Genomic DNA, 21834 nt, shown 5'->3' on the forward strand with positions numbered 1-21834 from the left:
CACAAAAAGGCGACATAGTGCCTTTTTGCCCTTTTTGCCATCATTAAGGCAGGGCCAGTTTCGGACAGGCCAGCTCCCCGCCCGGCATCGGTCCTAATTTTCTGACCTGCCATTTTCCGAAGACGCTTCAGGACGCTTATATTCCCGCTGGTTCCATACCAGAAGTCAGGAAGCCCAGAAAATATTGCGGGTCCGGCCCGAAATATGATCGGTTACGACCGTGAGAAATTTTCTCATCGTGGGCGGCGGGGTGGCCGGCGCGAGCGCGGGATACTTCCTCGCCGAGTTCGGCACCGTGACGCTGCTGGAGATGGAGCACGCTCCCGGCTACCATGCGACCGGACGGTCCGCCGCGCTCTTCTCGGAGTACTTCGGCAACCCGGCCGTACGAGCGCTCACCACGGCGAGCCGGTCGTTCCTCACCACGCCACCGCCCGGTTTCGCGGACGGTCCGCTGCTGACCCCGCGCGGCGTGCTGACGCTGTGTCCCGTAGGCGCGGAGGAGCAGTTCGCCGAGATGCTGGCCGACGGGCTGTCGGCCCCGACTCCGGTCCGTGAGATCGACCACGATGAGGTACACCGGCTCTGCCCGATCGTGCGGTCCGGCTGGTACAGCCACGCCATGCTGAAACCCGGGGCGATGGACATCGACGTGGACGCGCTCCACCAGGGCTTTCTCCGCGGCATTCGGGCGCGTGGCGGCCAGGTGATCACGTCGGCGCGGGTGCGGGGGCTGTCCCGGCGGGACGGGCTCTGGCACGCGGCGACCGACGCGGGCGAGTTCGCCGCGCCGATCGTGGTCAACGCGGCCGGGGCGTGGGCCGACGAAGTGGCCGGGCTCGCCGGGGTCCGGCTCATCGGCCTGCGGCCGCTACGGCGCACCGCCTTCCTCACCGACCTGCCCGAAGACGCCGACCTGCCTCAAGACGCTGGCCTGTCCGAAGACGCCGGCCTCCCCCACGGCGTCGGCGCGGCGCGGTGGCCGATGGTCACCGACGTGGCGGACACCTTCTACTTCAAGCCCGAGTCGGGACGCCTGCTCGTCTCACCCGCCGACACGACCCCCATGCCGCCCGGTGACGTCCGTCCCGACGACCTCGACGTCGCGATCGGCGTGGAGCGATTACAGCGGGCCACCACGTTGGAGATCCGCAGCGTCAGGCACGCGTGGGCCGGCCTGCGCAGTGTGGTGGCGGACGACACGCCCGTGGTGGGCGAGGCCCCGGACGCGCCGGGCTTCGTCTGGATGGCCGCGCTGGGCGGTTACGGCGTGCAGACCGCGCCCGCCGTCGGCCGGATCGCCGCCGCGGCGGCGACGCGCACCCCGCCGGACGTCGCCTACGACCACCTCTCACCGGAACGCACTCATCTGGAACGGCATGGAACGCCTACGAGTAGGGCGGCATTCCTAACGGAGAGGTGGAAATGACCGGACAGCCGACCGGCAACGACCAGGAAGGGTCCGAGGGGCAGCAATCAGCCCCTTCCCCATTATCGATCGAATCCCAGAGCTTCGCCGGCCGAGCGGTCGACTTCGGGGCGTTCCGCCCGATCTCCGCGCTGATCGAGGAGCAGACCGACCGCCGTCCCGAGCGCCCGGCGGTGTCGTTCGAGGGCCGGATGCTCACCTATCGGCAGCTGGACGAGCTGGTGAACGGCCTGGCGGCCACGCTGACCGGGCACGGTGTGGGCAAGGGCGACGTGGTCGCGGTCCTGCTGGTCAACTCCCTGGAACTGCCGGTCACGTATCTGGCGCTGATGAAGCTGGGCGCGGCGTTCGTACCGCTGGACCCCTCGTGGCCGGAGGACCGGATCCGCGGCACCTTCGGGGTGCTGCCGGGCGGGCCGATCCTGTGCGCCACCGCAGACGCGCTGCCACGGGAGTTACGGCACCGCGCGGTCACCGTCGAGGTCGACCGGATCGTCCCGTCGCCCCGGCGCCCGGCGGTGCCGGTCGGCCCCGATGACCTGATCTACGGCTATTTCACCTCGGGCACCACGGGCACGCCGAAGTGCGCGATGAACCGGCACGCGGGGCTGACCAACCGGTTTCGCTTCATGACGCGCTACTTCACCGCGACGGGCGCGGACGTCGTCCTGCAGAACAGCAGGCACACCTCCGACTCCTCGCTCTGGCAGCTGTTCTGGCCGCTGACCACGGGCGGTCACACCGTGCTGCCCGTACAGGAAGAGTTCCTCAACCTGCGGCACACCATCGACCTGATCGCCGAGTACGGCATCACGACCGCGGACTTCGTCTCCAGCGTCTTCAACGCGCTGGTGGCCATCGTGGACAGCGACGAGCAGGCGCTCCGGAAGCTGTCCTCGCTGCGGCGGCTCGTCGTCGGCAGCGAGGCGGTCAACCCGCGCGCGGTGCACCGGCTGATGGCGCTGCTGCCGGGCCTGCGGGTGACCAACGGCTACGGGCCGACAGAGGCGTCCATCGGGATGGTCTTCCATCCCGTGTCCGCGGCGGACGGGGACACGATTCCGCTGGGCCGCCCGATCGACAACTGTTACGCCGTGGTGGTCGGCGACGACCTGCGCCCGGTGCCGGCCGGCACCACCGGCGAGCTGGCCATCGGCGGCGAGTGCCTCGGCGAGGGGTACTTGGGCGACGCGGCGGCCACCGCCAAGGCGTTCGTCCCCAACCCGTTCCCGGAGATCATCCCCGGCCCCCGGCTCTACCTCACCGGCGATCTCGGTCATCTGGACCACGAGGGCCGGCTGTTCTTCTCCGGGCGCAAGGACTTCCAGGTCAAGATCCGCGGCGTCCGGATCGAGCTGGGCGAGATCGAGGTGGCCGCCGAGAAGTGCCCCGGGGTCCGGCAGGCGGAGGTCCTGGTGGCCGAGCAGCGCGGTACGAAGGCGCTGGCGCTGTTCGTCTCCGGCGCCGGTCTCACCGAGGCGGCGCTCAGCGGGCACCTGCGCCGCACTCTGCCCAGGACCAGCATGCCCCGCTACTTCTTCCTGCTGCCGGAGATGCCGCTGAACGACAACGGCAAGGTCGACCGCGGCCGGCTCCAGGCGGTCCTCGACGGCAGACTGGCCGAGGACACCGCCCGGCTGGCCGAGAGCGCGCCGACCACGAACCTGGGCGATCAGGTCCTGCGGGCGCTGCGCTCGGCGCTCGGCCGGCCCGGACTGACGGGCGACACGCACTTCGCGGAGGCGGGCGGCGACTCCATCCAGGCCCTGTCCGTCGTGCACATGATCACCGCGGAGTGCGGTGTGCGCGTCGACGTCAAGGATCTGTACGACCACCCGACCGCGAACGAGCTGACGCCCCTGATCGAGGCCCGGCGGCGCGACGGCGTGGCCATCGAGGACGAGTCCGTGCTCATGGCCCACGACTCGACGGTGCCGGAGGGCGAGCCCATCCGGCCCGCCGACAGGTCGGGCAGGCTGCGGACCGTGCTGGTCACCGGGGCGACCGGCTTCGTCGGCAGCCGCCTGGTCCATGAGCTGCTGGCCCGTACCGACCTGCGGGTTCGCTGCCTCGCGCGGGCCGCCGACGACACCGGCGCGACCGCGCGGGTCGTCGGCGCGCTGCTGGAGCGGGGTCTGTGGGAGCCGCGGTTCGCCGACCGGCTGGAGGGGTACGCGGGCGACCTGGCGTTACCGGGCCTCGGGCTGACCGCCCGGACCTGGGAGCACCTGGCGCGTACGTGTGACCTGGTGCTCCACAACGGCGCACTGGTGAACTTCCTGTTCGACTATCGCGCCCATCGTCAGGTCAACGTGCGCGGCACCATCGAGCTGGTCCGGCTCGCGATGGCCTACCGGCCGGTGCCGGTGCACTATGTCTCGACGCTCGGGGCGCTCCAGGACGAGGCGCTGCGGCACAACGACCGCCTGCCGGAGGACTACGAGCCGGCCCTCGCCAGGACGCCCGCCGGCGGGTACGGCCGGTCCAAGTGGATCGCCGAACGCTACCTCGCCGAGGCCCGGCGCCGCGGCGCGCTGGTCACCATCCTGCGGCTCGGCGAGGTGATGCCGAGCGCCGACAACGGATACCCGAATCCGGTGGCCTTCACCCATCTGCTGCTGTCGGCCTTCCTGCGGCTGGGCGTCATGCCCGAGGTCGCCACGCGCTCCGACTACACCCCGGTCGACTATGTGGCGGCCCGCGTGGCGGCGGCGGTGTGCGACGACGGCGCCTGGGGCCGTACGCTGCACATCTTCCGCGCGGAGAGCGTCAGCTTCGACGACGTCCTGCCGCGCGCCGGCGCGGTCATCGCGCCGATCCCGTGCGGGGACTTCGTGACGCTGGTCCGTGAGGCGGGGCGGGCCACCTCCGATCGCGAGCTGGCCATCCTCGCGTCCCTCCTGCCCGCTCCGGAGGGCACGAGCGAGGACCGGCTGAAGCGGGCCTTCGCCGGCCTGCTGACCGACAACCCCGCGCTGTTCCGAAAGGACGAATGCCGCCGGCTGGAGCAGCGCTGGCAGCTCGACGACGACGGCCTGGACGGCTCGATCACCGCGTACCACGCCCGGCTGACGAGCGGGAGCGGGGACGGTCGCGCGGTGAAGGGACGCCCGCTGATCACCACGCGACAGAGAGGCTAGGGATGCGACACCGCAAGATGGGGAACCTCGGCTGGGCGGTCAGCGAGGTCGGATACGGCATGTGGGGCATCGGCGGCGGCCCCGGCAACTTCACCGGCTGGGACTACGACCTCGCCCCGCGCTGCCTCGACGAGGCCGTGGCGCTGGGCTGCGACTTCTTCGACACGGCCTGGGTGTACGGCCGGGGCGTCAGCGAGCAGATGCTCGGCGCGCTGCTGCGCCGCCATCCCGACCGGAAGCTGTACGTCGCCACGAAGATCCCCCCGAAGAACCGCGAATGGCCGCCGGGACCGGACGACACCCTCGACGACGCCTACCCCGCGGACCACATCAGGGAGTACACCCATCGCAGCCTGGACAACCTCGGGGTGTCGCGCATCGACCTGATGCAGTTCCACACCTGGGAGGACCGCTGGGCGGCCGACGAACGCTGGCAGGAGGCGATCATCGACCTCAAGCGTGAGGGGGTCATCGACGCGGTCGGCATCAGCGTCAACCGGTGGGAGCCGGCCAACTGCTTCGCCGCGCTCGACACCGGCCTCATCGACGTCATCCAGGTGATCTACAACATCTTCGACCAGGCGCCCGAGGACGAGCTGTTCGACCGCGCGCTGCGCGACGGCATCGGGATCATCGCCCGCGTACCGTTCGACGAGGGCACCCTCACCGGCACGCTGAGCGCCGACAGCACCTGGCCGGAGGAGGACTGGCGCAGCACGTACTTCTGCGCGGAGAACCTCGGGCCGAGCGTCGAACGGGTCGAACGCCTCAAGGCGGCTCTCCCCGAGGGCACCTCGTTGCCCGAGCTCGCCCTGCGCTTCATCCTCAACCACCCGGCGGTCAGCACGGTGATCCCGGGCATGCGCAAACCCGCTCATGTACGGGCGAACTTCTCGGTCAGCGACGGCCGGCCGCTCGACGACGCGCTGCTCCAGGAGCTCCGCCGGCATCGCTGGGATCGCGTCCCGGCCTGGTGGTCCGGGTGAACCCGCTGATCGTCATGTGGGCGCACTCCCGCTCGGCCTCGACGGCGTTCCTGCGCATGATGATCGAGCGCGGCGACGTGGCCGTCCTGCACGAGCCGTTCCTCGCCCTGACCGAGGAAGGCGCGGTGCCGCTCCCATCACCGTCACCGGACGGAGGCCGGGCGGTGGCGCGATCGGAGAAGGAACTCCTCATCGGCCTCAGGGAGCTGGCCCTCGTGCGGCCGGTGTTCGTCAAGGAGGTCCTCGACTACGACTACGGCTATCTCTTCGACCATCCCGAGGAACTCGCCGGGATCGTCCACACCTTCATCGTCCGCGATCCCAAGCCGACCATCAGCTCGCACTACGCGATCAAACCAGCCGTGACCTGCGCGGAGATCGGCTACGAACGGCTGTACCGGCTGTTCGAGCTGGCCTGGTCGGCGACCGGGCGCAGGCCGCTCGTCATCCGCACGGAGCGGCTGGTCGCGGAGCCGGCGAAGGTCGCCGAGGTCTTCTGCGCGTACGCCGGTCTGCCCTTCCTCGCGCACGCGCTCACCTGGGACTCCGGAGAGCGGCCCGAGTGGCGGCGGACCCGCCGGTGGCATCTCGACGCGATCGGCAGCGCCGGCTTCGAGGACCGCCGCAACACCTACCCGGACACCGTCGACAACCACTCCGCCCTGAGGGCCTTCTACGACCACCATCTGCCCTTCTACCAGCGGCTCATCCAGCACGACTTCTGACCGGGAGGCCCCATGTCAACGGACACCGCCCCAGCCCTCACCACCGTGAAGCAGTCCCCGGGCCAGGCGTTCGCGCGGGCGTTCGCGGCCGACCCGGGCCGCGCCGAGGTGACCTTCGACTACACCATCACCGAGGCACACGAGCCGACCAAGGACAGACCACGGCTGACCGTACGGAACCTGCTCAAGGTCCGCCCCACCGACGACACCGCCCGGTTCTGGACGGAGTCCCGGCCCACCGCGGAAGAGCAGAAGGCGGTACGCGGCTCCGACGTCCGCCGGGAGGCGGCCTTCAGGTTCGGCATGAGCGAGGCGGGGGTGCACCCGATCCGGGCGTGGGTGCAGATCCCCGACGGGCTGGCCGACGACCCGGACGCGCTGGCCACCTTCCTCGACTACCGATTACTGGTACGGCTCGCCACCGCCGAGAACCTGGCCCTGACCAACGCCCTGCTCGACCACCCGGAGATCGCCCGGCTCCCCTACGACACCGACTACGTCACCGGAGTCCTGACGGCCTGCGACGAGGTCGAGCAGTCGGGCGCCACCCCGCACGCGATGATCATCAACCCGAACGACTACTACCACCGGCTCGTCGGCCGCAACGGCCTGCTGGCCGACCTGGCGGCGGGCAACGGCATGAAGATCAGCCGCAACCGGTGGATCAGCCCGGGGTCCGCCCTCGTCGGCGACATCTCGGTGGCGGCCCGGCTCCTGGACGCTCGCCACTCGGTGATCCGGGTGGCCGAACCGCCGCCGGGCACGTTCGCCCGGCCTGGTGTGGCCGTGTGTGCGGAGGTGTACGAGGGGGTGGCGGTCCATCTGCCGGCTCTGTTCTACCTCGTCACTCCTGCGTCGTGACCATGGTCCCCCTTCGTCCCCCAACCGTCTCGGCTCCTGTGACGGTCCGTGGTGGCTGGGGTCTCTGGGGACAGATACCCCCTCCGGGGGAGCAGAAGAACACGGCGCATCGTGGCGGAGGCACTCCGGGGGAGCAAAAGGGCGGCCTCTCCGGGGAGGATAAAACCCGTAGGCGATGAATTGCGGTAAATGCCGTACGTTGAATTTCGTGCGGAACAGCAGACGAGGGCGTCCGCGGGGCGCCTGATGGAAGGCGGGCGAGCGTGACGGACACACATGAGGAATATCGGCGCAACGGTTGGTGGCGAAGCGCGACTTTCCTGGATGACCTTCGGCATCATGTGACGGATTTTCCCGACAAGCCTGCACTTATCAGTCGGCGCGTCGCCGATGGCCAAACCGACGTCGTCAGCTACGCCGAGCTCGACCGGCTGACCGACCGGATCGCCCACGGCCTGATCCGGCTGGGCGTACGGCCGGGAGACTACATCGCCGTCCAGTTACCCAATCGCCGCGAGATGCTGCCCCTGACGCTGGCCTGCATCAAGATCGGCGCGCGGATCGCACCGCAGTTCCCCATCTACCGGCATCGCGAGCTCGACTTCATGATCCGGCTGACCGAGGCGCGCGTCTTCATCACCGTGAACCGCCTCGGTGACCTGCCGACCGCGGAGACCGCGATGACGCTCGCAAGCGAGATCCCGGCCCTGGAGCACGTCGTCGTCCTCGGCGGCGACGGCCCGGCCGGGTCCCTCGGGTTCGAGGAGCACCTCCTCGACCCCGAACCCGGTGACCCTGCGGAGCTGGCCGGGCGCGCGCTGGGTCCGGACGATCCGTTCCTCATTCTGTTCACCTCGGGGACGACCGGAGAGCCCAAAGGCGCGCTGCACAGCCAGAACACCCTGCATGCCGCCATCCGCGGCTACGGGGACGCGTACGGCTTGGACGACAGCCTGGTCATCATGACGGCGCAGACCTCCATGCACTATGTGGGCCTGGTGATGACGTACCTGCAGGCGTTGATGCTGGGCGGCACCGCGGTCACGGCCGACCTCTGGAACCCCGGCGTCTACCTCGACCTCATGGCCGAGCACGGCGTCACGATGTATTACGGCACACCGCCCTTCGCCCGGGAGATCAGCGAGGAGCAGGAGGCCAACCCACGGAAGATCCCCACTCTGCGGATCTTCGTGTCCGGCTCGGCGCCCGTCCCACCGCACCTGGTGGAGCAGGTGAGCGAGATCCTCGGCGTACGGGTGTACGCGCTGTGGGGCATGACCGAGAACGGCGGCGTCACCATGACCCGGCCCGAAGACCCGCCGGAGCGGGCCGGAGAGAGCGACGGCACCGTCGTGGCCGGCATGCAGGCGCGCATCGTCGATGAGGAGAACAAGCCGGTCCCGGTCGGCGAGATCGGCGCGTTGCAGGTACGCGGCGCGGCCCAATGCCTCGGCTACTACCGGCGCGACGAGATCTACGCCAAGTCGGTCACGCCGGACGGCTGGTTCGACACCGGCGACCTCGCCCGCGACGACGGGTACGGCGGCGTGCGCATCTCCGGCCGGACCAAGGACATCATCATCGCCAACATGTGTCTCAAGCTGCCGGTGAGCGACATCGAAGCGCTGCTGGGCAGGCACCCCGCCGTCCGCGACATCGCGCTCATCGGCATCCCGGATCCGAAGCTGGTCGAGCTGGTCTGCGCCGTCGTGACGCCGACGGACGAACCACCCACGCTGGAGGATCTGCGGACGCACCTGGAGAAAGCAGGCGTGAACAGCTGGTTCTGGCCCGAACGCCTCGAAGTCGTCGAGGCCATGCCACGGACCGTCACGGGCAAGATCCGAAAGGTCGAGCTCCGCGAGCGGTTCGGCGCGGCGTCCGGCTGAGGTGCGCGGATCCCGGGCGCTCCCCCTGGCGGTGCTGTGCGGGAGCGCCTTTCTCGGTGCGATCGACGTACAGCTGGCCAACATCGCCTTTCCCGACATGCTCCGCAGCTTTCCGAGCAGCGGGCTGCCCGAACTCTCGTGGGTGTTCAACGGTTACGCGATCACGTTCACGGCGGCGCTGCTGCCGGCGGGCGGCCTGGCGGACCGGTTCGGCTATCGGCGGGTGTTCCTCGCCGGGCTGACGGTGTTCGTGGTCGGCGCCGCCCTGTGCGCGGTCGCCCCCTCGGCCGGCATCCTGATCGCGGCCAGGGTGGTGCAGGGTGTGGGCGGCGGCGTGATCACCCCGCTGACGCTCGCGCTGATCCTGCCGTACTACCCGCCGGAACGGCGCGGCACGGCGATCGGTCTGTGGAGCGCGACGCAGTCGGTGGCGACCGCGTCCGGGCCCTCGCTCGGCGGCCTCCTGGTCGCCGTCTGGGACTGGCGCACGGTGTTCTTCCTCCACCTGCCGGTCGGGCTCGTCGTGCTGTTCGGCGCGTGGCGGACCCTGGCGCGGACGCCGCCGTCCGCCCCGTCGCGGATGCCGGACATCGTGGGCCTGGTCCTGCTGGTGGCGGCCATCGGCCTGCCCTCGCTGGCCATCGTGCAGAGTGACGCGTGGGGGCCGGGCAGCCCGGGTACGATCCTCGCCCTCGTCGCCGGTGTCCTCGTCGGCGTGGTCTTCGTCCGGCGGGCGCGCTCGCATCCCGCTCCCATCGTGGACCTGAAGATCCTTCGGGCACGGAGCACCCAGCGGGCCAACCTCGCGATGTTCCTGCTCGGGCTGGTGATGTTCGCCCTACCGCTGGCCAACATCCTGTTCCTCACCAAGATCTGGGGGTACTCCGAGGCCCAGGCCGGGCTCGCCGTCACTCCCGGCGCGGTCGTACAGGTCCTCACCGCGCCGCTCGCCGGCCGGCTGGCGGCGAAGACCGGGCATCGCAGGCTGGCGTTGGGCGGGGTGGTGCTGCTCTCGCTCGCCACCGGCTACCTGGCGCTCGCGGCCGGGGGCGGTCAGGCGTACCTCACGGTGGTCCTGCCCGCGGTCGTCGCCACCGGTATGGGCATCGCCGTGCTGGTCAACGCGCTCAGCGGTGCCGCCGTCGCCGAGATTCCGCCCGCCCGGCTGGCCACCGGCACCGCCATGTCCGTCACCTCGCGCGCCTGTGGAGCGGTCATCGGCGTCTCCGCGCTCGTCCTGGTGCTGTCGGGGGATCGGCTCGGCTCGACCGCCGCGTACCACGGCGTCTGGGCGACCATGCTCGGGCTCTGCGCCCTCATCGCCATCGCCGCCTCGGGGCTGCGCAGCCCCGAAGCACCCGCCACGGCGGACGCCGGCCGGCACGAACCCGGCTCGAAGACGCCGTGACGGACGCCGCCCCTCAGGTGGGCGGCGTCCCTCCGGCGCGCGGCGCCCCCTCAGGCGCTGTCCCTCAGGCGCTGTCCCTCAGACGCCGGTCCTCAGGTGCCGGTCCTCAGGCGGGGACGACCTCGAAGCGGCGGTTGGTCAGGCTGGGGTTCTTGGCGCGTACGGTCTTCACCCGCTCCGCGCCGATGACCGCGGACGCCACTCCCGGAGCCTCGCCCGCCGAGGCCGCTATCTGGCCCATCGGGTCCACGACGGAGCTGTGACCGGTGTAGTTCGGGCCGGTCTGCCCGCAGGCGATGACGTAGGCGGTGTTCTCGATCGCGCGAGCGCGGGCCAGCGTGATCCAGTGATCCTCCTTGGCGGGCCCGGCGACCCACGCGGCGGGTACGACGAGCGCCTCGGCCCCGGCGTCGACCAGGAACCGGGCCATCTCGGGAAAGCGGAGGTCGTAGCAGGTCATGACGCCGAAGGTCAGGTCGCCCAGGGTGAAGATCAGCGGCTCGGGCTTGTGCGCCTGGACCCGGTCGGACTCGCGGTAGCCGAAGGCGTCGTAGAGGTGGACCTTGCGGTAGACGCCCACGAGGTCGCCACCGGAGTCCACGGCGATCACGGTGTTACTGGGCTTGCCGGACCCTCCCCCCGGCGCCTCGGTCATGCCGGCGACGACGGCGATGCCGTGCTGCTTCGCCAGCGCGCCGATCGTGGTCGCGAAGGGGCCGTCAAGGGGTTCGGTCTCCGAGACGATGTCGGCCGTGACGTCCGAGTTGGAGTACATGGCGTTCTCCGGCAGGACGATGAGCTGGGAGCCCTGGGCCGCCGCCTGCTCGATCAGTGCGGTGGCCGCTTTCAGGTTGGCGGACTTGTCGGTGGTGGCGCCGAACTGGCCGACGGTGACGAGCATGCTGTGTCTCCTAACGATTGCGGGTGAGTTCGCGGGTCTGGTCGAGAGCGGCCCGGAAACCGGCCATGATGGCGCCGTGCTCCATGGTCAGGACGAGTTGGTCGGCGCCGTTCTCCAGCGCGAACGCCTTCTCCTCCGCCGACCACGCGGGCAGCACCCAGGGCTTGCCGGCGGCGCGGGCCGCGTCCGCCACGATCTTGAGGTCGGCGAAGTCGCCTGCCGACCGGCTGTAGGCGCCGCGCTCCCGGCGCAGGGACAGGTCACTGGGGCCGACGAAGACGCCGTCGACCGTGGGGAGCGCGAGGATGTCGGCGATCTGCTCCAGGGCGCCGGCGTCCTCGATCATGGGGTAGACGCGGGTCTCGCGGTCCTGCCGGGCGGTCCACTCGTCGTCGAAGCCGCCGTAGCGCGTCGTACGGCCGCCCGCGAAACTCCGGTCGCCCAGCGGCGGGAACTTTCCGAACGCGCAGATGGCGGCCGCGTGCGCGACGCCCTCGATGTGGGGCACGACGACGGCGGTGGCGCCGAAGTCGAGGGCCTGCTGGATCGGGCCCCGCTCCGGCCCCAGGACCTTGGCCAGCACCTCCAGGTCGAGAGCGCGCAGGAACGGGATATAGCGTTCCAGATCGGCCAGATCGAACGAGCCGTGTTCGATGTCGAGGACCACCGCCCCGTAACCCAGGTCCGCCACGATCTCGGCCGCGGCGAAGCTCGGACCGGACAGCCAGGCGGCGTATCTCCGGTCTTGCTGGTCCTGCAATGGATACTCCTAACAGAAATTGGTATACGCTGTGTATACACATGAACATGGGGGGTGGCATGGATTGGGAACCGGACAGGGTCCCGGCGACGACGGCCGGTGAGCGTGCTTACCGGTGGACGAGGGAGGCGATCCTCGGTGGCCGGTTTCCTGAGGGTTCCTTCCTGGAGGAGAAGCTGGTCTGCGACGAGGCCGGCGTGTCGCGGACTCCCGTCCGGGAGGCGTTCCACCGTCTGGCGGCCGAGAAGTACATCGACCTGCAGCCCAGGCGCGGCGCCCAGGTGCGCAGCGTCACGGCCGGCGAGCTGTTCGAGACCTACGAGATGCGGCAGGTGCTCGAAATCCACGGTTTCCGGATCCTGTGCGAGACGAAGACCGACATCCCGGCGGGCCTGTCCGCGCACCTGGACCTGATGGAGGAGCCCTCGACGCTGGCGCGGTGCCGGGCCGGCGACCGCGACGCGATCGCCGAGCACGCGAAGATGGATTTCTTCTTCCACTACTCGTTTGTGAAGGCGACGGGCAACACCGTCCTGACCGACCTGTTCACCAGCCTCCAGCCGCGCCACCAGCGGATCGGGGTCAGCGCGATCTCGCTGCGGCCCAACCGGCTGGCGGTCATCGGCCCGGAGCACCGCGCCCTGCTCGCGGCGCTGACCGAGCACGACTTCGAGGCCGCCGAACGTACGCTGCGCAACCATCTGCGCCCCGACGAGTCGGTGGTCTCCCGCCTGAAGTGAACACCCGATAGACAGCTCGATCACTTCGCCATGGCCCGCCACAGCTCGCGGCGCTCGGCCTGCTCGACGGGATCGGGCACCGGCGCCGCCGCGACGAGCCGCTTGGTGTAGTCGGTCTGCGGCTCGTTCAGCACCTCGCGAGCCGGGCCGTGCTCGACCAGCCGCCCGTGCTGCAGGACGGCGACGTCGTGCGCGAGCAGTTCGACGACGCCGAGGTCATGGCTGATGAACAGGCAGGAGAACCCGAGCCTGTCCTGCAACTCCTGGAACAACCGCAGGACGGTGGCCTGCACCGACACGTCCAGCGCCGAGGTGGGCTCGTCGGCGATCAGCAACTCGGGCTCCAGCGCCAGCGCGCGGGCGATCCCGACGCGCTGCCGCTGACCGCCCGACAGCTCGTGCGGAAACCGGTCGGCCCAGCTCTTGGGCAGCTCCACCTGTTCCAGCAGGTCCAGCACCCGCGCGCGTACGGCGGCGCGACCGGCGTACCGATTGATGATCATCGGTGCCGCGATCGAGTCGCCGATCGACCGGCGCGGGTCGAGCGAGGAGCCGGGGTCCTGGAAGACCATCGAGTACGTCCGGCGGAAGTCGCGCAGTTGCCCGGCCTTGAGCCCCGTCACCTCGCGCCCGCAGATCTCGATCGCGCCCGCAGAGGCCCGCGCCAGCCCGACGATCGCCCGGCCGATCGTGGACTTGCCCGAGCCGGACTCCCCCACGAGACCGAGGACCTTCCCCTTCTCGATGGCGAAGCTGACGCCGTGCACCGCTTTGAAGCCCTTGCGACCGAGGCGGCCCGGGTACTCGACCTCGAGATCGATGACCCGCAGCGTCATGCCATCAGCGGGCGCGGCCGTGGCGCGGGCCGCTTCCGCCTGCCCGCGCCGGGGCACCGCGGCCAGCAGCTTGCGGGTGTACTCGTGGCGGGGGTCGGCGAACAGCCGGGCGACCGGCGCCTCCTCCACGACCTCGCCCTGCTTCATCACCACGACCCGGTCGGCCAGGTCGGCCACCACTCCCATGTCATGGGTGATGACGATGACCGCCGAGCCGAGGTCCTTCTGCAGGCGGCGCAGGAGCTCCAGGATCTCCGCCTGCACGGTGACGTCGAGGGCGGTGGTCGGCTCGTCGGCGATGATGACCTCCGGCGAGCCGGAGATCGCCATGGCGATCATCGCGCGCTGCCGCTGACCGCCGGACAGCTGGTGCGGGTAGCTGTCGATCCGCGACTCCGGCTCCGGGATGCCGACCTTGCGCAGCAGTTCCAGGGTCCGCGAGCGGGCCTCGGCGACGGGCAGGCGCTCGTGGCACTGGATGGCTTCGATGATCTGTTCGCCGATGGTGTAGACGGGGTTCAGCGCGGTCATCGGCTCCTGGAAGATCATCGCGATCCGCTTGCCCCGGATGGCGCGCAGCGGCTCCTCGCCGAGGCCGATCAGCTCGGTGTCGCCGAACCGGATGCTCCCGCGACGCCGCGCGTTCGGCGCCAGCAGCCCGAGCACCGACATCGAGCTGACCGACTTGCCCGAGCCGGACTCCCCGACCAGCGCCACCACCTCGCCCTTGGCGACCGAGAAGCTGACGTCCTTCACGGCGGAGGTCCATTCGCCCGCGATCTGGAAGTCCACCGAGAGCTGCTCGACCGAGAGGATCGTGTCGGTTGTCATGTGTCTCCCCAAATGCTCATGCAGGGCTACTCGGCTTTGGTGTTGCGGTCGTACTCCTGGATGTAGGCGGAGCAGAAACCGATGACCCGCTCGATCCAGATCTCGCCGATCTTGGCGTCGCCGAGGCTCACGTCGCCGGTGCATCCGGTCTCGCTCACCTCGGAGAAGTCCCAGAAGACGGTCCCGCGTACGGTCTGGCCGGGGATCGCCGTCTCCAGGTAGCTCGTCGGCGTCCAGCCGCTGCCGGACGCCAGGCCGCCGGGGACGGCCAGCTCACTGCGCACCTGCTCGGGGAACATCGCGAGCATCGCGGAGTGCTCGGGCTCGGCGCCGTGTCCGTACGCCGTGGCGGGGTCCTCGTAGACGTCGCGCATGAGCGCGTAGCCGAGCTGCCACGGGTACAGGTGCCCGATCAGCACGCCGAGGTCGCGGCGCGCGTCAAGGGCGGCGCCGGTGACGGGCCCGACGTTGCCGCCGTTGTTGTCGACGATGATGATGCGCCGGAATCCGGACTGGACCAGCGCTTCGATGATCTCGTACGTGACGTTGCGCAGGGTCGTCTGGCTCAAGGAGAGGTTGCCGTTGTAGCCGCGGAAGGTGCCGGAGTGCCCATAGTGGAGGGCCGGGGCGACATAGCACCCGTTCTCCGCCGCCAGCTTGTCGGCGACCCATTCGGCCACGATGGAGTCCTCGTGGATGGGCAGGTGCGGGCCGTGCTGCTCGACGGCGCCGATCGGCAGCAGGATGATCGGGTCCCGTTCCGCCAGCTCCTTGACCTGGGTCCAGGAGAGCTCACCGAGCCTGTGGGTGGAAGGGAGGGTCATGTGGTGGTTCCTTTCGGTTAGTGCCAGGACTCGGTGGGTGCCACGACTCAGCTGGTGCCACGGCGGCGCGGGTCGAGCAGGTCACGCAGGCCGTCCCCGAACACGTTGAGGGCGAGGACGACGAGGATGATGAGCACGGACGGGTAGATCAGCAGCGTCGGCTGGACCTCCAGGAAGTCGCGTCCCGAGCCGACCATCGTGCCCAGCGAGGGCAGCGGCGGCTGCGCGCCGAGGCCGAGGAAGCTCAGTCCGGCCTCCATCTGGATGGCGAAGCTGACCGACAGGCTGAGCTGGACGATGATGGGCGCGGCCACGTTCGGCAGGATCGTGCCGACCAGGATGCCGGCCGGTTTCGCGCCCATGATCTTCGAGGCTTCGACGTACTCCAAATTCCTGATGGACAGCACCTGGGTGTACACGATCCTGGTGAATCTCGGGATGTACAGGACGCCGATCACCAGGACGACGTTCACCAGGGCCGGCCCCAGGATCGCCACCACCGCGATGGCCAGCACGATCGGGGGGAAGCTCAGCAGGACGTCGATGCCGCGCATGATGATCGTCGAGACCCAGCGGCCGACGTACCCGGCCACCAGTCCGAGCGCGACGCCGATGACCGCCGCCACCAGGACCGCGGACAGCGCCACCCCGAGGGAGACCCGCAGCCCGATCAGCAGGCGGGACAGTACGTCGCGGCCGAAGTCGTCGATGCCCAGCGCCGAGCCGGAGGTCAGCGGCTTGCCGACGATGTCGCGGTAGTCGTAGGGCGCGAGGAACGGGGCGAACAGCGCGACGAGCGCGACCAGCAGCAGGAAGGCGCCCGCGACGGACGTTCTGCGGTTGGCCAGCAGCCGCCGCAGGAAGGTCTTCCTGTCGGCGCTCGTGATCGCCGGTGCGCCTGACAGCACAGTGGCCATGATCAGTTGTCCTCCGCCCGGGGGTCGAGTGCCCTGACGACCAGGTCTCCGACCAGGTTGACCAGGATGACGATGGTGGCCGCGGCGAGGACGACGGCCTGGATGACGGGGTAGTCGCGCTGCCCGACGGCGTTCATGAGCAGGGAGCTCATCCCCGGCCAGCCGAAGATGGTCTCCACCAGGACCGTGCTGCCGATCAGTGTCGTCAGCTCCACCGTCGTCACGGAGACCACGGACAGCATCGCCGTACGCAGGGCGTGCCGGTTGATGACGCGTTTCTCCACCAGCCCCTTGGCGCGGGCCGTACGGACGTAGTCGGCGTTGAGGGTCTCCAGCATGGACGCCCTGGTCATCCGGGTGACCACCGCGCACGAGGCCGCCGTCAGCGTGACCACCGGCAGGATGAGGATGTGCAGGTGCGTGAGGGGATCTTCGAACGGTGAGGCGAAGCGCGCCGGCGGCAGGATCGGGATGAGGATGCCGAACACCAGCAGCAGCAGGGTGCCGACCACGAAGACGGGCAGGGAGATCCCGAAGATGGATCCGGCGACCAGCACGTGGTCCGACGGCTTGTCGGCGCGCGTGGCGGCCATCCGGCCCAGGACGATGCCGACCACCAGCGAGACGGCCAGCGCGATCAGGACCAGTTCCAGCGAGTTGCCGATGCGGGAGGGCAGGTCCTGCATCACCGGGCGCCCGCTGATCAGCGAGGTGCCGAGATCGCCCTGGAACAGCCGCGCCCAGAAGCCGATGAACTGCCCGAAGAAGGGCTCGTCGAGGTGCATCGCCAGCCGGGTCTGGGCGATCTGCTGCTCGGTGGCCGCCTCGCCCAGCACCGCCTTGGCGGGATCGCCCGGGATGAGGCGTACCAAGAAGAAGACGATGGTGCCGACGAGGAGCAACTGCAGGATCGCCTGCGCGAACCGCTTGGCCAGGAATCGCCTCACGCCGTCTTCTCCATCCAGGTCCGGCGCAGGGCCGTGGCCGTCCAGGCGCCCTTCGGCGGGTGCTCGTAACCCTTGACGTAGGTGTAGTGAGCCTCGCCCTGCTCGCGGCGGACGGTGTAGGTCATCGGAACCAGCTCCAGCGCCCGCTTCTCGATGTCGAGGTAGATCTCGTCGCGCAGGCTCTGCTCCGAGGTCTTGCGCCCCTGGGCGAGCAGCTCGTCGATCTTGTCGTCCGCGAAGTCGAGGTACTTGGCGAAGGTGCCGGTGCTGCCGATGAAGTCGCCCAGCGACGCGGGGTCGCCGAACTTCGGCGCCGTCCCCCAGGAGTGGACGGGGAAGACCTTGTCGGTCACGCTGGCCCGGAAGGTCAGCCATTCCTGCTGCGTGAGGTTCACGTTCAGGCCGGCCGCGCGCAGGCCCGGCAGCATCGCCTGGGCGGGCCGGGCGATGACCGAGTAGGAACTGGTGGTGACCACCGGCAGGGTCAGGCCCTCCTGCCCGGCCTGTTTCAGCAGGAACCTCGCCTGTTCCGGGTCGTACGGCATGGTGCCGTCGAGCCCGCGCGCGTACGGAGCGAACGTCTCCGACATCAGGGCGCCGTCCATCGGCCTGCCGTGCCCGAGCAGCGCGGTGTCCAGGACCGACTGCCGGTTGATCGACATGGCAATCGCCTTGCGGACCCGCACGTCGTCGAAGGGCCGCTTGCTGGTCACGAACCCGACGAAGCCGAAGCCGAAGGTCTTGTCCGAGGCGAACCGCAGCCGGGGGTTCTCGGAGATGACGCCGACGTGGGTGGCCGGGACATAGTCGATCATGTCCACGGTCGCCGTGCGCAGGGCCATCACGCGGGCGTAGTCGTCGCTCATCGGCTGGAAGACGATGCCGTTGAGGTACGGCAGGCCGGACTCGAAGTAATGCTCGAACCGGACGAAGGTGGTGCTCACTCCCGGAATGCGCTCCACGAACCGGAACGGGCCGGTGCCCATGACCTGCGTCTTGGTGTTCGCCCCCGCCTCGATCCACTTCTTGGAGACGACGTTGGAGGTGGGCGCGGCCAGCGCGAAGGGGAAGGCCACGTCGGGCTGCTTCAGGGTGAAGGTCACGGTCGTGGCGTCGGGCGCCTCGACGGAGGTGACCTGCGTGAGCAGCGGCCCCGATGCCGCCGCGGTCTCCTTGTCCATCATGCGGCGGAAGGAGAAGACCACGTCCTCGGCCGTCATCGGGGAGCCGTCGTGGAAGGTGACTCCTGAGCGGAGCTTGACCTTGTAGGTCAGCTCATCCGCCCAGCCGAACTCGGCCGCGAGGTCCCCGACGATCTCTCCGGCGCCGTTGTACTGCACCAGCCCGTTGTAGGCGAGTTGCCGCAGGTAGTCGGAGGCGCTGCCGGTGCTGAGATGCGGGTCGAGATTGGCCGGGTCCGTGGAGAGACCGAAGTACAGGATTCCGCCCCGGCTCGGGCCACCGCTACCGGCGCGGACCACCTGCATGGATTCGGGCAAGGTCGTGGGATTGCCGCAGGCCGCCAGGGTGGTGGTACCCAGCGCGGCGGCACTGCCTGCGAGAAAGGTCCGCCTGCTGATTACTGCCATGACATCTCCACCTCGTCGGCGCTTGGAGGATGCATCAGGTATGGCCCAGGTATACATGGCGTTTACCTCGAGGGTCAACGGGTTGCGGGCGAGCCGAATGTGCGGTAGGAGCAGGGCAAAAACCGATCTTCAGAAAGGCCTTGATCGCCCCAACTGGCGTCGTCCGGCTTCACCGGCCGGGGACAACCAGCGGCCGACGGCGTCGATGGTGACGCAGTGGCTCGAAGCCGTGCGCCGCGACCTGAGCCATCCGTCGATCGTCGGCTGGTGCCCGCTGAACGAGACCTCGCAGATACTGACAGACCGGATCACCCAGCTCGACGACGTGACGCGAGCGATGTGGCTGGCCACGAAGCTCGCCGACCCGACGCGTCCCGTCCTGGATGTGTCGGGTTACGCGCACCGCGTCGCGGAGACGGACGTCGTGGACTCGCACGACTACGAGCAGGATCCGGCGGTCTTCGCCGCGAACCATGCCGGCCTCGTCTCCCGGCGGCCGTTCATGAACACGAGCCCGGATGGCCCGATGTCCGCTGCCTATCGGGGGCAGCCGTACTTCGTCAGTGAGTACGGCGGCATCTGGTGGGTCGCTGCGGTGACGCGTACACGAGGCAGCCTTGGCTGAGCGGGCGGCGTTCAGTCGGAGTAGCGCCGCTGTCTCACGCTGGCGGCCAGTGCGGCGGCTCTGGCCGCCTCCGTCGGGGTGAACGGCAGAGCGGGGCGGCTGACCAGGAGCGCCCGTTCGGGATGGACGGAAATCACCAGAGTGGTGCCGGACTCGCCGCTGTCGGCGAGGGTGTCTCCGGGGCGTCGCCACTGGACGTCCGGGGCGCGCAGCAGCTCCGCCATCGCATGGGGCAGCTGCTCCGGGTCGTCGCTGACGGCATTGGCCAGGACGAGGGCCTGGACCCCGGGGTCGACCAGGTCTTTGACGTAGGCGCGGACGATGACGATGTCGAGCCCGCCGGCCTTCTCGACCGCCGACCACAGGTCCTTCTCGCTCAGCTGCGTGGGCGCCTCGACGACGAACTCGTCCAGGGCGTCGCAGCCGGACGGAGAGATCGCGCTGCTGCCGGTCGCGGCGATGTGCAGGGCCAGCACGTTGCAGTCCAGCCTGGCGAACGCCGTGGCCAACTCCGCCAGACGGCCCGGCCGGTCGACCACCCGCGTGCGGATGCGCCACAACTTCATCGGCCGGCCTCCTTCGATATCGATCACCTCAGCGGCTTGGCGCTCGGTTCCACATCGTTTGTGGCCTTCGCGGCCCAGGCGTTTGCGGCCCAGGCGTTTGCGGCCGGGTCGTCGGTGGGCCAGGCGTTTGTGGACGAAGGTGCACATAATGAGCCCCGCACCGAGGGTGACCAGCACCGCGGGGCCTGGGGCGGCGTGCCCCATAAGAGTGGCGAACAGGTGGGCCAGACCGACCGCGACGAAGAGCACCGCCAGTTCTACAACCTCACGCTTCCACGAGGCGGCGCCCTGCTCAGGAGTGTGCGCCCGATCTACGTCTTTCGCATCGCTCATGCGGGCAGGATGGCAGTCCGCTGTTTCGCAACCACGCGACGTGCGGTTTCACCGACATTAACCCTCGCCCGGGGCGGCCGGGCTCGCGACACATGCCCTCAATGCGACGAGCCGGGGCCCGCACCTCTTCAGGTGCGAACCCCGGCTCGTCGTGCGTGACTAGCGTCAGGCGGGAACGATGTTCTCGGCCTGCGGGCCCTTCTGGCCCTGCGTGATGTCGAAGCTGACCTTCTGGCCTTCCTGCAGCTCGCGGAAGCCCTGGGCAGCGATGTTGGAGTAGTGGGCGAAGACGTCAGCGCCGCCGCCGTCCTGCTCGATGAAGCCGAAGCCCTTTTCAGAGTTGAACCACTTCACGGTGCCAGTCGCCATGTCGATCTCCTTTAGGTAGGCGCAATAGACAGAACCCGCAGGTCACGGGCCCCACGTCGCCGAAATGACCCATCCGGAAATGACCGGCAAACAAAATGCGCCTGAGGTTTACGTCCCGTCAGGCGCACACAAAGTTCATTTGGGTACCAGAACTGCAACTGAGACCAGCTTACCATGGCCGCCACACCGACGTGTCGCCCCCGCGTCGGCGCGCCGCTCACGATCGGCGAGGCGCCGGGGACGGGGAGCAGGGGGCAGCGGGGCGAGACCCCCGGCCCCACCAGTGCGGGCGGGTCAGGGCTTCCTGGCGATGCCGCCGTACATGAGGCGCTGGCCGACACTGAGCACCTCGGGGACGGTGTCCTCGGGACGCCACAAGGGCAGCGGGACGACCCCGGGCTCGACCAGTCCGTACCCATCGAAGAACGAGGTGATCTCCTCGGGGGTCCGGAAGCGGCCGGTGCCGAGCAGTGCGAGGAACTTCTTCTCCGCGTCACGCGCGTCCTGGGTGGCGGAGCAGAAATGGGTGATGAAGACGTAGCTGCCGGACGGGACCGCCGCCATGTACTCCTCGACGATACCCTTCGGGTCCTCGCTGTCGTGCAGGTGGTGCAGGATGCCGACCAGCATCACGCCTACCGGCTGGTCCAGGTCGATGAGCCGCTGGACCGTCTCGTCGGCCAGGATCGCCTTCGGCTCACGCAGGTCGGACGTGACCACCCCGGTCCGGTCGTTCTCGGCCAGGATCGCCCGGCCGTGGGCCAGCACCATCGGGTCGTTGTCGACATAGACCACGTGCGCGTCCGGGTTGGCGCGCTGCGCGACGTGATGCGTGTTCTCCACCGTCGGCAAACCGGAGCCGAGATCGATGAATTGGGTGATGCCGCGCTCGACGAGAAAGCGCACGCCCCGGCCGAGGATCTCCCTGTTGTACGTGGCCACATCGTAGATCTCGGGGACGACTTTCACGATCTCGGCGACGAACGTGCGATCGACCTCGAAGTTGTCCTTGCCGTTGAGCACGACGTCATAGGCCCTGGCGATGCTGGGCCGGGTGGTGTCGATGCCTTTTGCCCACAAGTCCGAATTTTCGGTCACGGTGGACTCCTCGCGAGATCGGGAACAGTCGAAATGATCATAAGGCCGTTGAATGATCAT

Annotated in this window: 19 protein-coding genes; 9 read left to right on the plus strand and 10 right to left on the minus strand. The window is 69.3% G+C overall.

All coding sequences use genetic code 11. The annotated features are described in order from the left end of the window. Positions 1-220 precede the first annotated feature (220 nt). The 7 genes from ACIBO2_RS42795 to ACIBO2_RS42825 all read left to right on the plus strand — a co-directional run bounded on the left by ACIBO2_RS42795 (position 221) and on the right by ACIBO2_RS42825 (position 10438). On the plus strand, positions 221-1429 hold the full coding sequence (locus ACIBO2_RS42795; RefSeq protein ID WP_358553352.1) for an FAD-binding oxidoreductase: 1209 nt from the start codon (positions 221-223) through the stop codon (positions 1427-1429). Then, the gene (locus ACIBO2_RS42800; RefSeq protein ID WP_397304041.1) at positions 1426-4569 is read left to right on the plus strand and encodes an amino acid adenylation domain-containing protein; all 3144 of its coding nucleotides are present in this window, start codon (positions 1426-1428) and stop codon (positions 4567-4569) included. Before ACIBO2_RS42795 ends, ACIBO2_RS42800 begins: the two co-directional genes overlap by 4 nt. A 2-nt stretch (positions 4570-4571) precedes the next feature. Then, positions 4572-5555, plus strand: a complete 984-nt coding sequence (locus ACIBO2_RS42805) for an aldo/keto reductase (protein WP_358553356.1) — start codon at positions 4572-4574, stop codon at positions 5553-5555. Next, positions 5552-6280, plus strand: coding sequence for a hypothetical protein (locus ACIBO2_RS42810; RefSeq protein WP_397304042.1), 729 nt, complete (start codon positions 5552-5554; stop codon positions 6278-6280). Before ACIBO2_RS42805 ends, ACIBO2_RS42810 begins: the two co-directional genes overlap by 4 nt. A gap of 12 nt (positions 6281-6292) precedes the next feature. Further along, complete coding sequence (locus ACIBO2_RS42815) at positions 6293-7141, plus strand: family 3 encapsulin nanocompartment shell protein (RefSeq protein ID WP_397304043.1); 849 nt, start codon at positions 6293-6295, stop codon at positions 7139-7141. Positions 7142-7482: 341 nt separating this feature from the next. Beyond that, the gene (locus ACIBO2_RS42820) at positions 7483-9030 is read left to right on the plus strand and encodes an AMP-binding protein (protein WP_358553362.1); all 1548 of its coding nucleotides are present in this window, start codon (positions 7483-7485) and stop codon (positions 9028-9030) included. Position 9031: 1 nt separating this feature from the next. Beyond that, positions 9032-10438, plus strand: a complete 1407-nt coding sequence (locus tag ACIBO2_RS42825) for a DHA2 family efflux MFS transporter permease subunit (RefSeq protein ID WP_397304044.1) — start codon at positions 9032-9034, stop codon at positions 10436-10438. A gap of 106 nt (positions 10439-10544) precedes the next feature. Here the strand turns inward: ACIBO2_RS42825 and ACIBO2_RS42830 are convergent, their stop codons facing one another. Then, the gene (locus tag ACIBO2_RS42830; protein ID WP_397304045.1) at positions 10545-11339 is read right to left on the minus strand and encodes a carbon-nitrogen hydrolase family protein; all 795 of its coding nucleotides are present in this window, start codon (positions 11337-11339) and stop codon (positions 10545-10547) included. Between the two features lie 10 nt (positions 11340-11349). Then, positions 11350-12099, minus strand: coding sequence for an HpcH/HpaI aldolase/citrate lyase family protein (locus ACIBO2_RS42835; RefSeq protein ID WP_397304046.1), 750 nt, complete (start codon positions 12097-12099; stop codon positions 11350-11352). 59 nt (positions 12100-12158) lie between these two features. On the opposite strand from ACIBO2_RS42835, the gene ACIBO2_RS42840 reads away from it, so the two are divergent. Beyond that, positions 12159-12839, plus strand: a complete 681-nt coding sequence (locus ACIBO2_RS42840) for a GntR family transcriptional regulator (protein ID WP_357951292.1) — start codon at positions 12159-12161, stop codon at positions 12837-12839. Between the two features lie 20 nt (positions 12840-12859). Here ACIBO2_RS42840 and ACIBO2_RS42845 read toward each other — a convergent pair whose 3' ends face one another. From ACIBO2_RS42845 to ACIBO2_RS42865, 5 genes are read right to left on the minus strand one after another with little or no spacing between them, the layout of a single operon-like run. Further along, entirely contained in the window at positions 12860-14506 is a 1647-nt protein-coding gene (locus ACIBO2_RS42845; RefSeq protein WP_358553371.1) for an ABC transporter ATP-binding protein, read from the minus strand. A 26-nt stretch (positions 14507-14532) separates the two neighbouring features. Further along, the gene (locus tag ACIBO2_RS42850; RefSeq protein WP_358553373.1) at positions 14533-15330 is read right to left on the minus strand and encodes a creatininase family protein; all 798 of its coding nucleotides are present in this window, start codon (positions 15328-15330) and stop codon (positions 14533-14535) included. Between the two features lie 47 nt (positions 15331-15377). Then, on the minus strand, positions 15378-16247 hold the full coding sequence (locus tag ACIBO2_RS42855; RefSeq protein WP_358553375.1) for an ABC transporter permease: 870 nt from the start codon (positions 16245-16247) through the stop codon (positions 15378-15380). Positions 16248-16249: 2 nt separating this feature from the next. Continuing rightward, positions 16250-17194, minus strand: a complete 945-nt coding sequence (locus tag ACIBO2_RS42860; RefSeq protein ID WP_358553377.1) for an ABC transporter permease — start codon at positions 17192-17194, stop codon at positions 16250-16252. Then, positions 17191-18783 carry an ABC transporter substrate-binding protein gene (locus ACIBO2_RS42865; protein WP_397304047.1) on the minus strand — a complete coding sequence of 531 codons (1593 nt, stop codon included), beginning with the start codon at positions 18781-18783 and terminating at the stop codon, positions 17191-17193. Before ACIBO2_RS42865 ends, ACIBO2_RS42860 begins: the two co-directional genes overlap by 4 nt. 40 nt (positions 18784-18823) lie before the next feature. Between ACIBO2_RS42865 and ACIBO2_RS42870 the strand changes: the two genes are divergently transcribed. Next, complete coding sequence (locus ACIBO2_RS42870; protein ID WP_397304048.1) at positions 18824-19408, plus strand: glycoside hydrolase family 2 TIM barrel-domain containing protein; 585 nt, start codon at positions 18824-18826, stop codon at positions 19406-19408. A gap of 11 nt (positions 19409-19419) precedes the next feature. Here ACIBO2_RS42870 and ACIBO2_RS42875 read toward each other — a convergent pair whose 3' ends face one another. From ACIBO2_RS42875 to ACIBO2_RS42885, 3 genes are all read right to left on the minus strand, one after another. Then, positions 19420-20307, minus strand: a complete 888-nt coding sequence (locus ACIBO2_RS42875; RefSeq protein WP_358553383.1) for an ACT domain-containing protein — start codon at positions 20305-20307, stop codon at positions 19420-19422. Positions 20308-20472: 165 nt separating this feature from the next. Next, positions 20473-20676 carry a cold-shock protein gene (locus ACIBO2_RS42880; protein WP_086663560.1) on the minus strand — a complete coding sequence of 68 codons (204 nt, stop codon included), beginning with the start codon at positions 20674-20676 and terminating at the stop codon, positions 20473-20475. Positions 20677-20970: 294 nt separating this feature from the next. Continuing rightward, positions 20971-21774 (minus strand): SAM-dependent methyltransferase, encoded by an 804-nt coding sequence (locus ACIBO2_RS42885; RefSeq protein WP_397304049.1) that lies wholly within the window; start codon positions 21772-21774, stop codon positions 20971-20973. Positions 21775-21834: the final 60 nt, after the last annotated feature.

The sequence above is a fragment of the Nonomuraea sp. NPDC050022 genome (assembly GCF_044460705.1).
In the GTDB taxonomy this organism is placed as follows: Bacteria; Actinomycetota; Actinomycetes; order Streptosporangiales; family Streptosporangiaceae; genus Nonomuraea.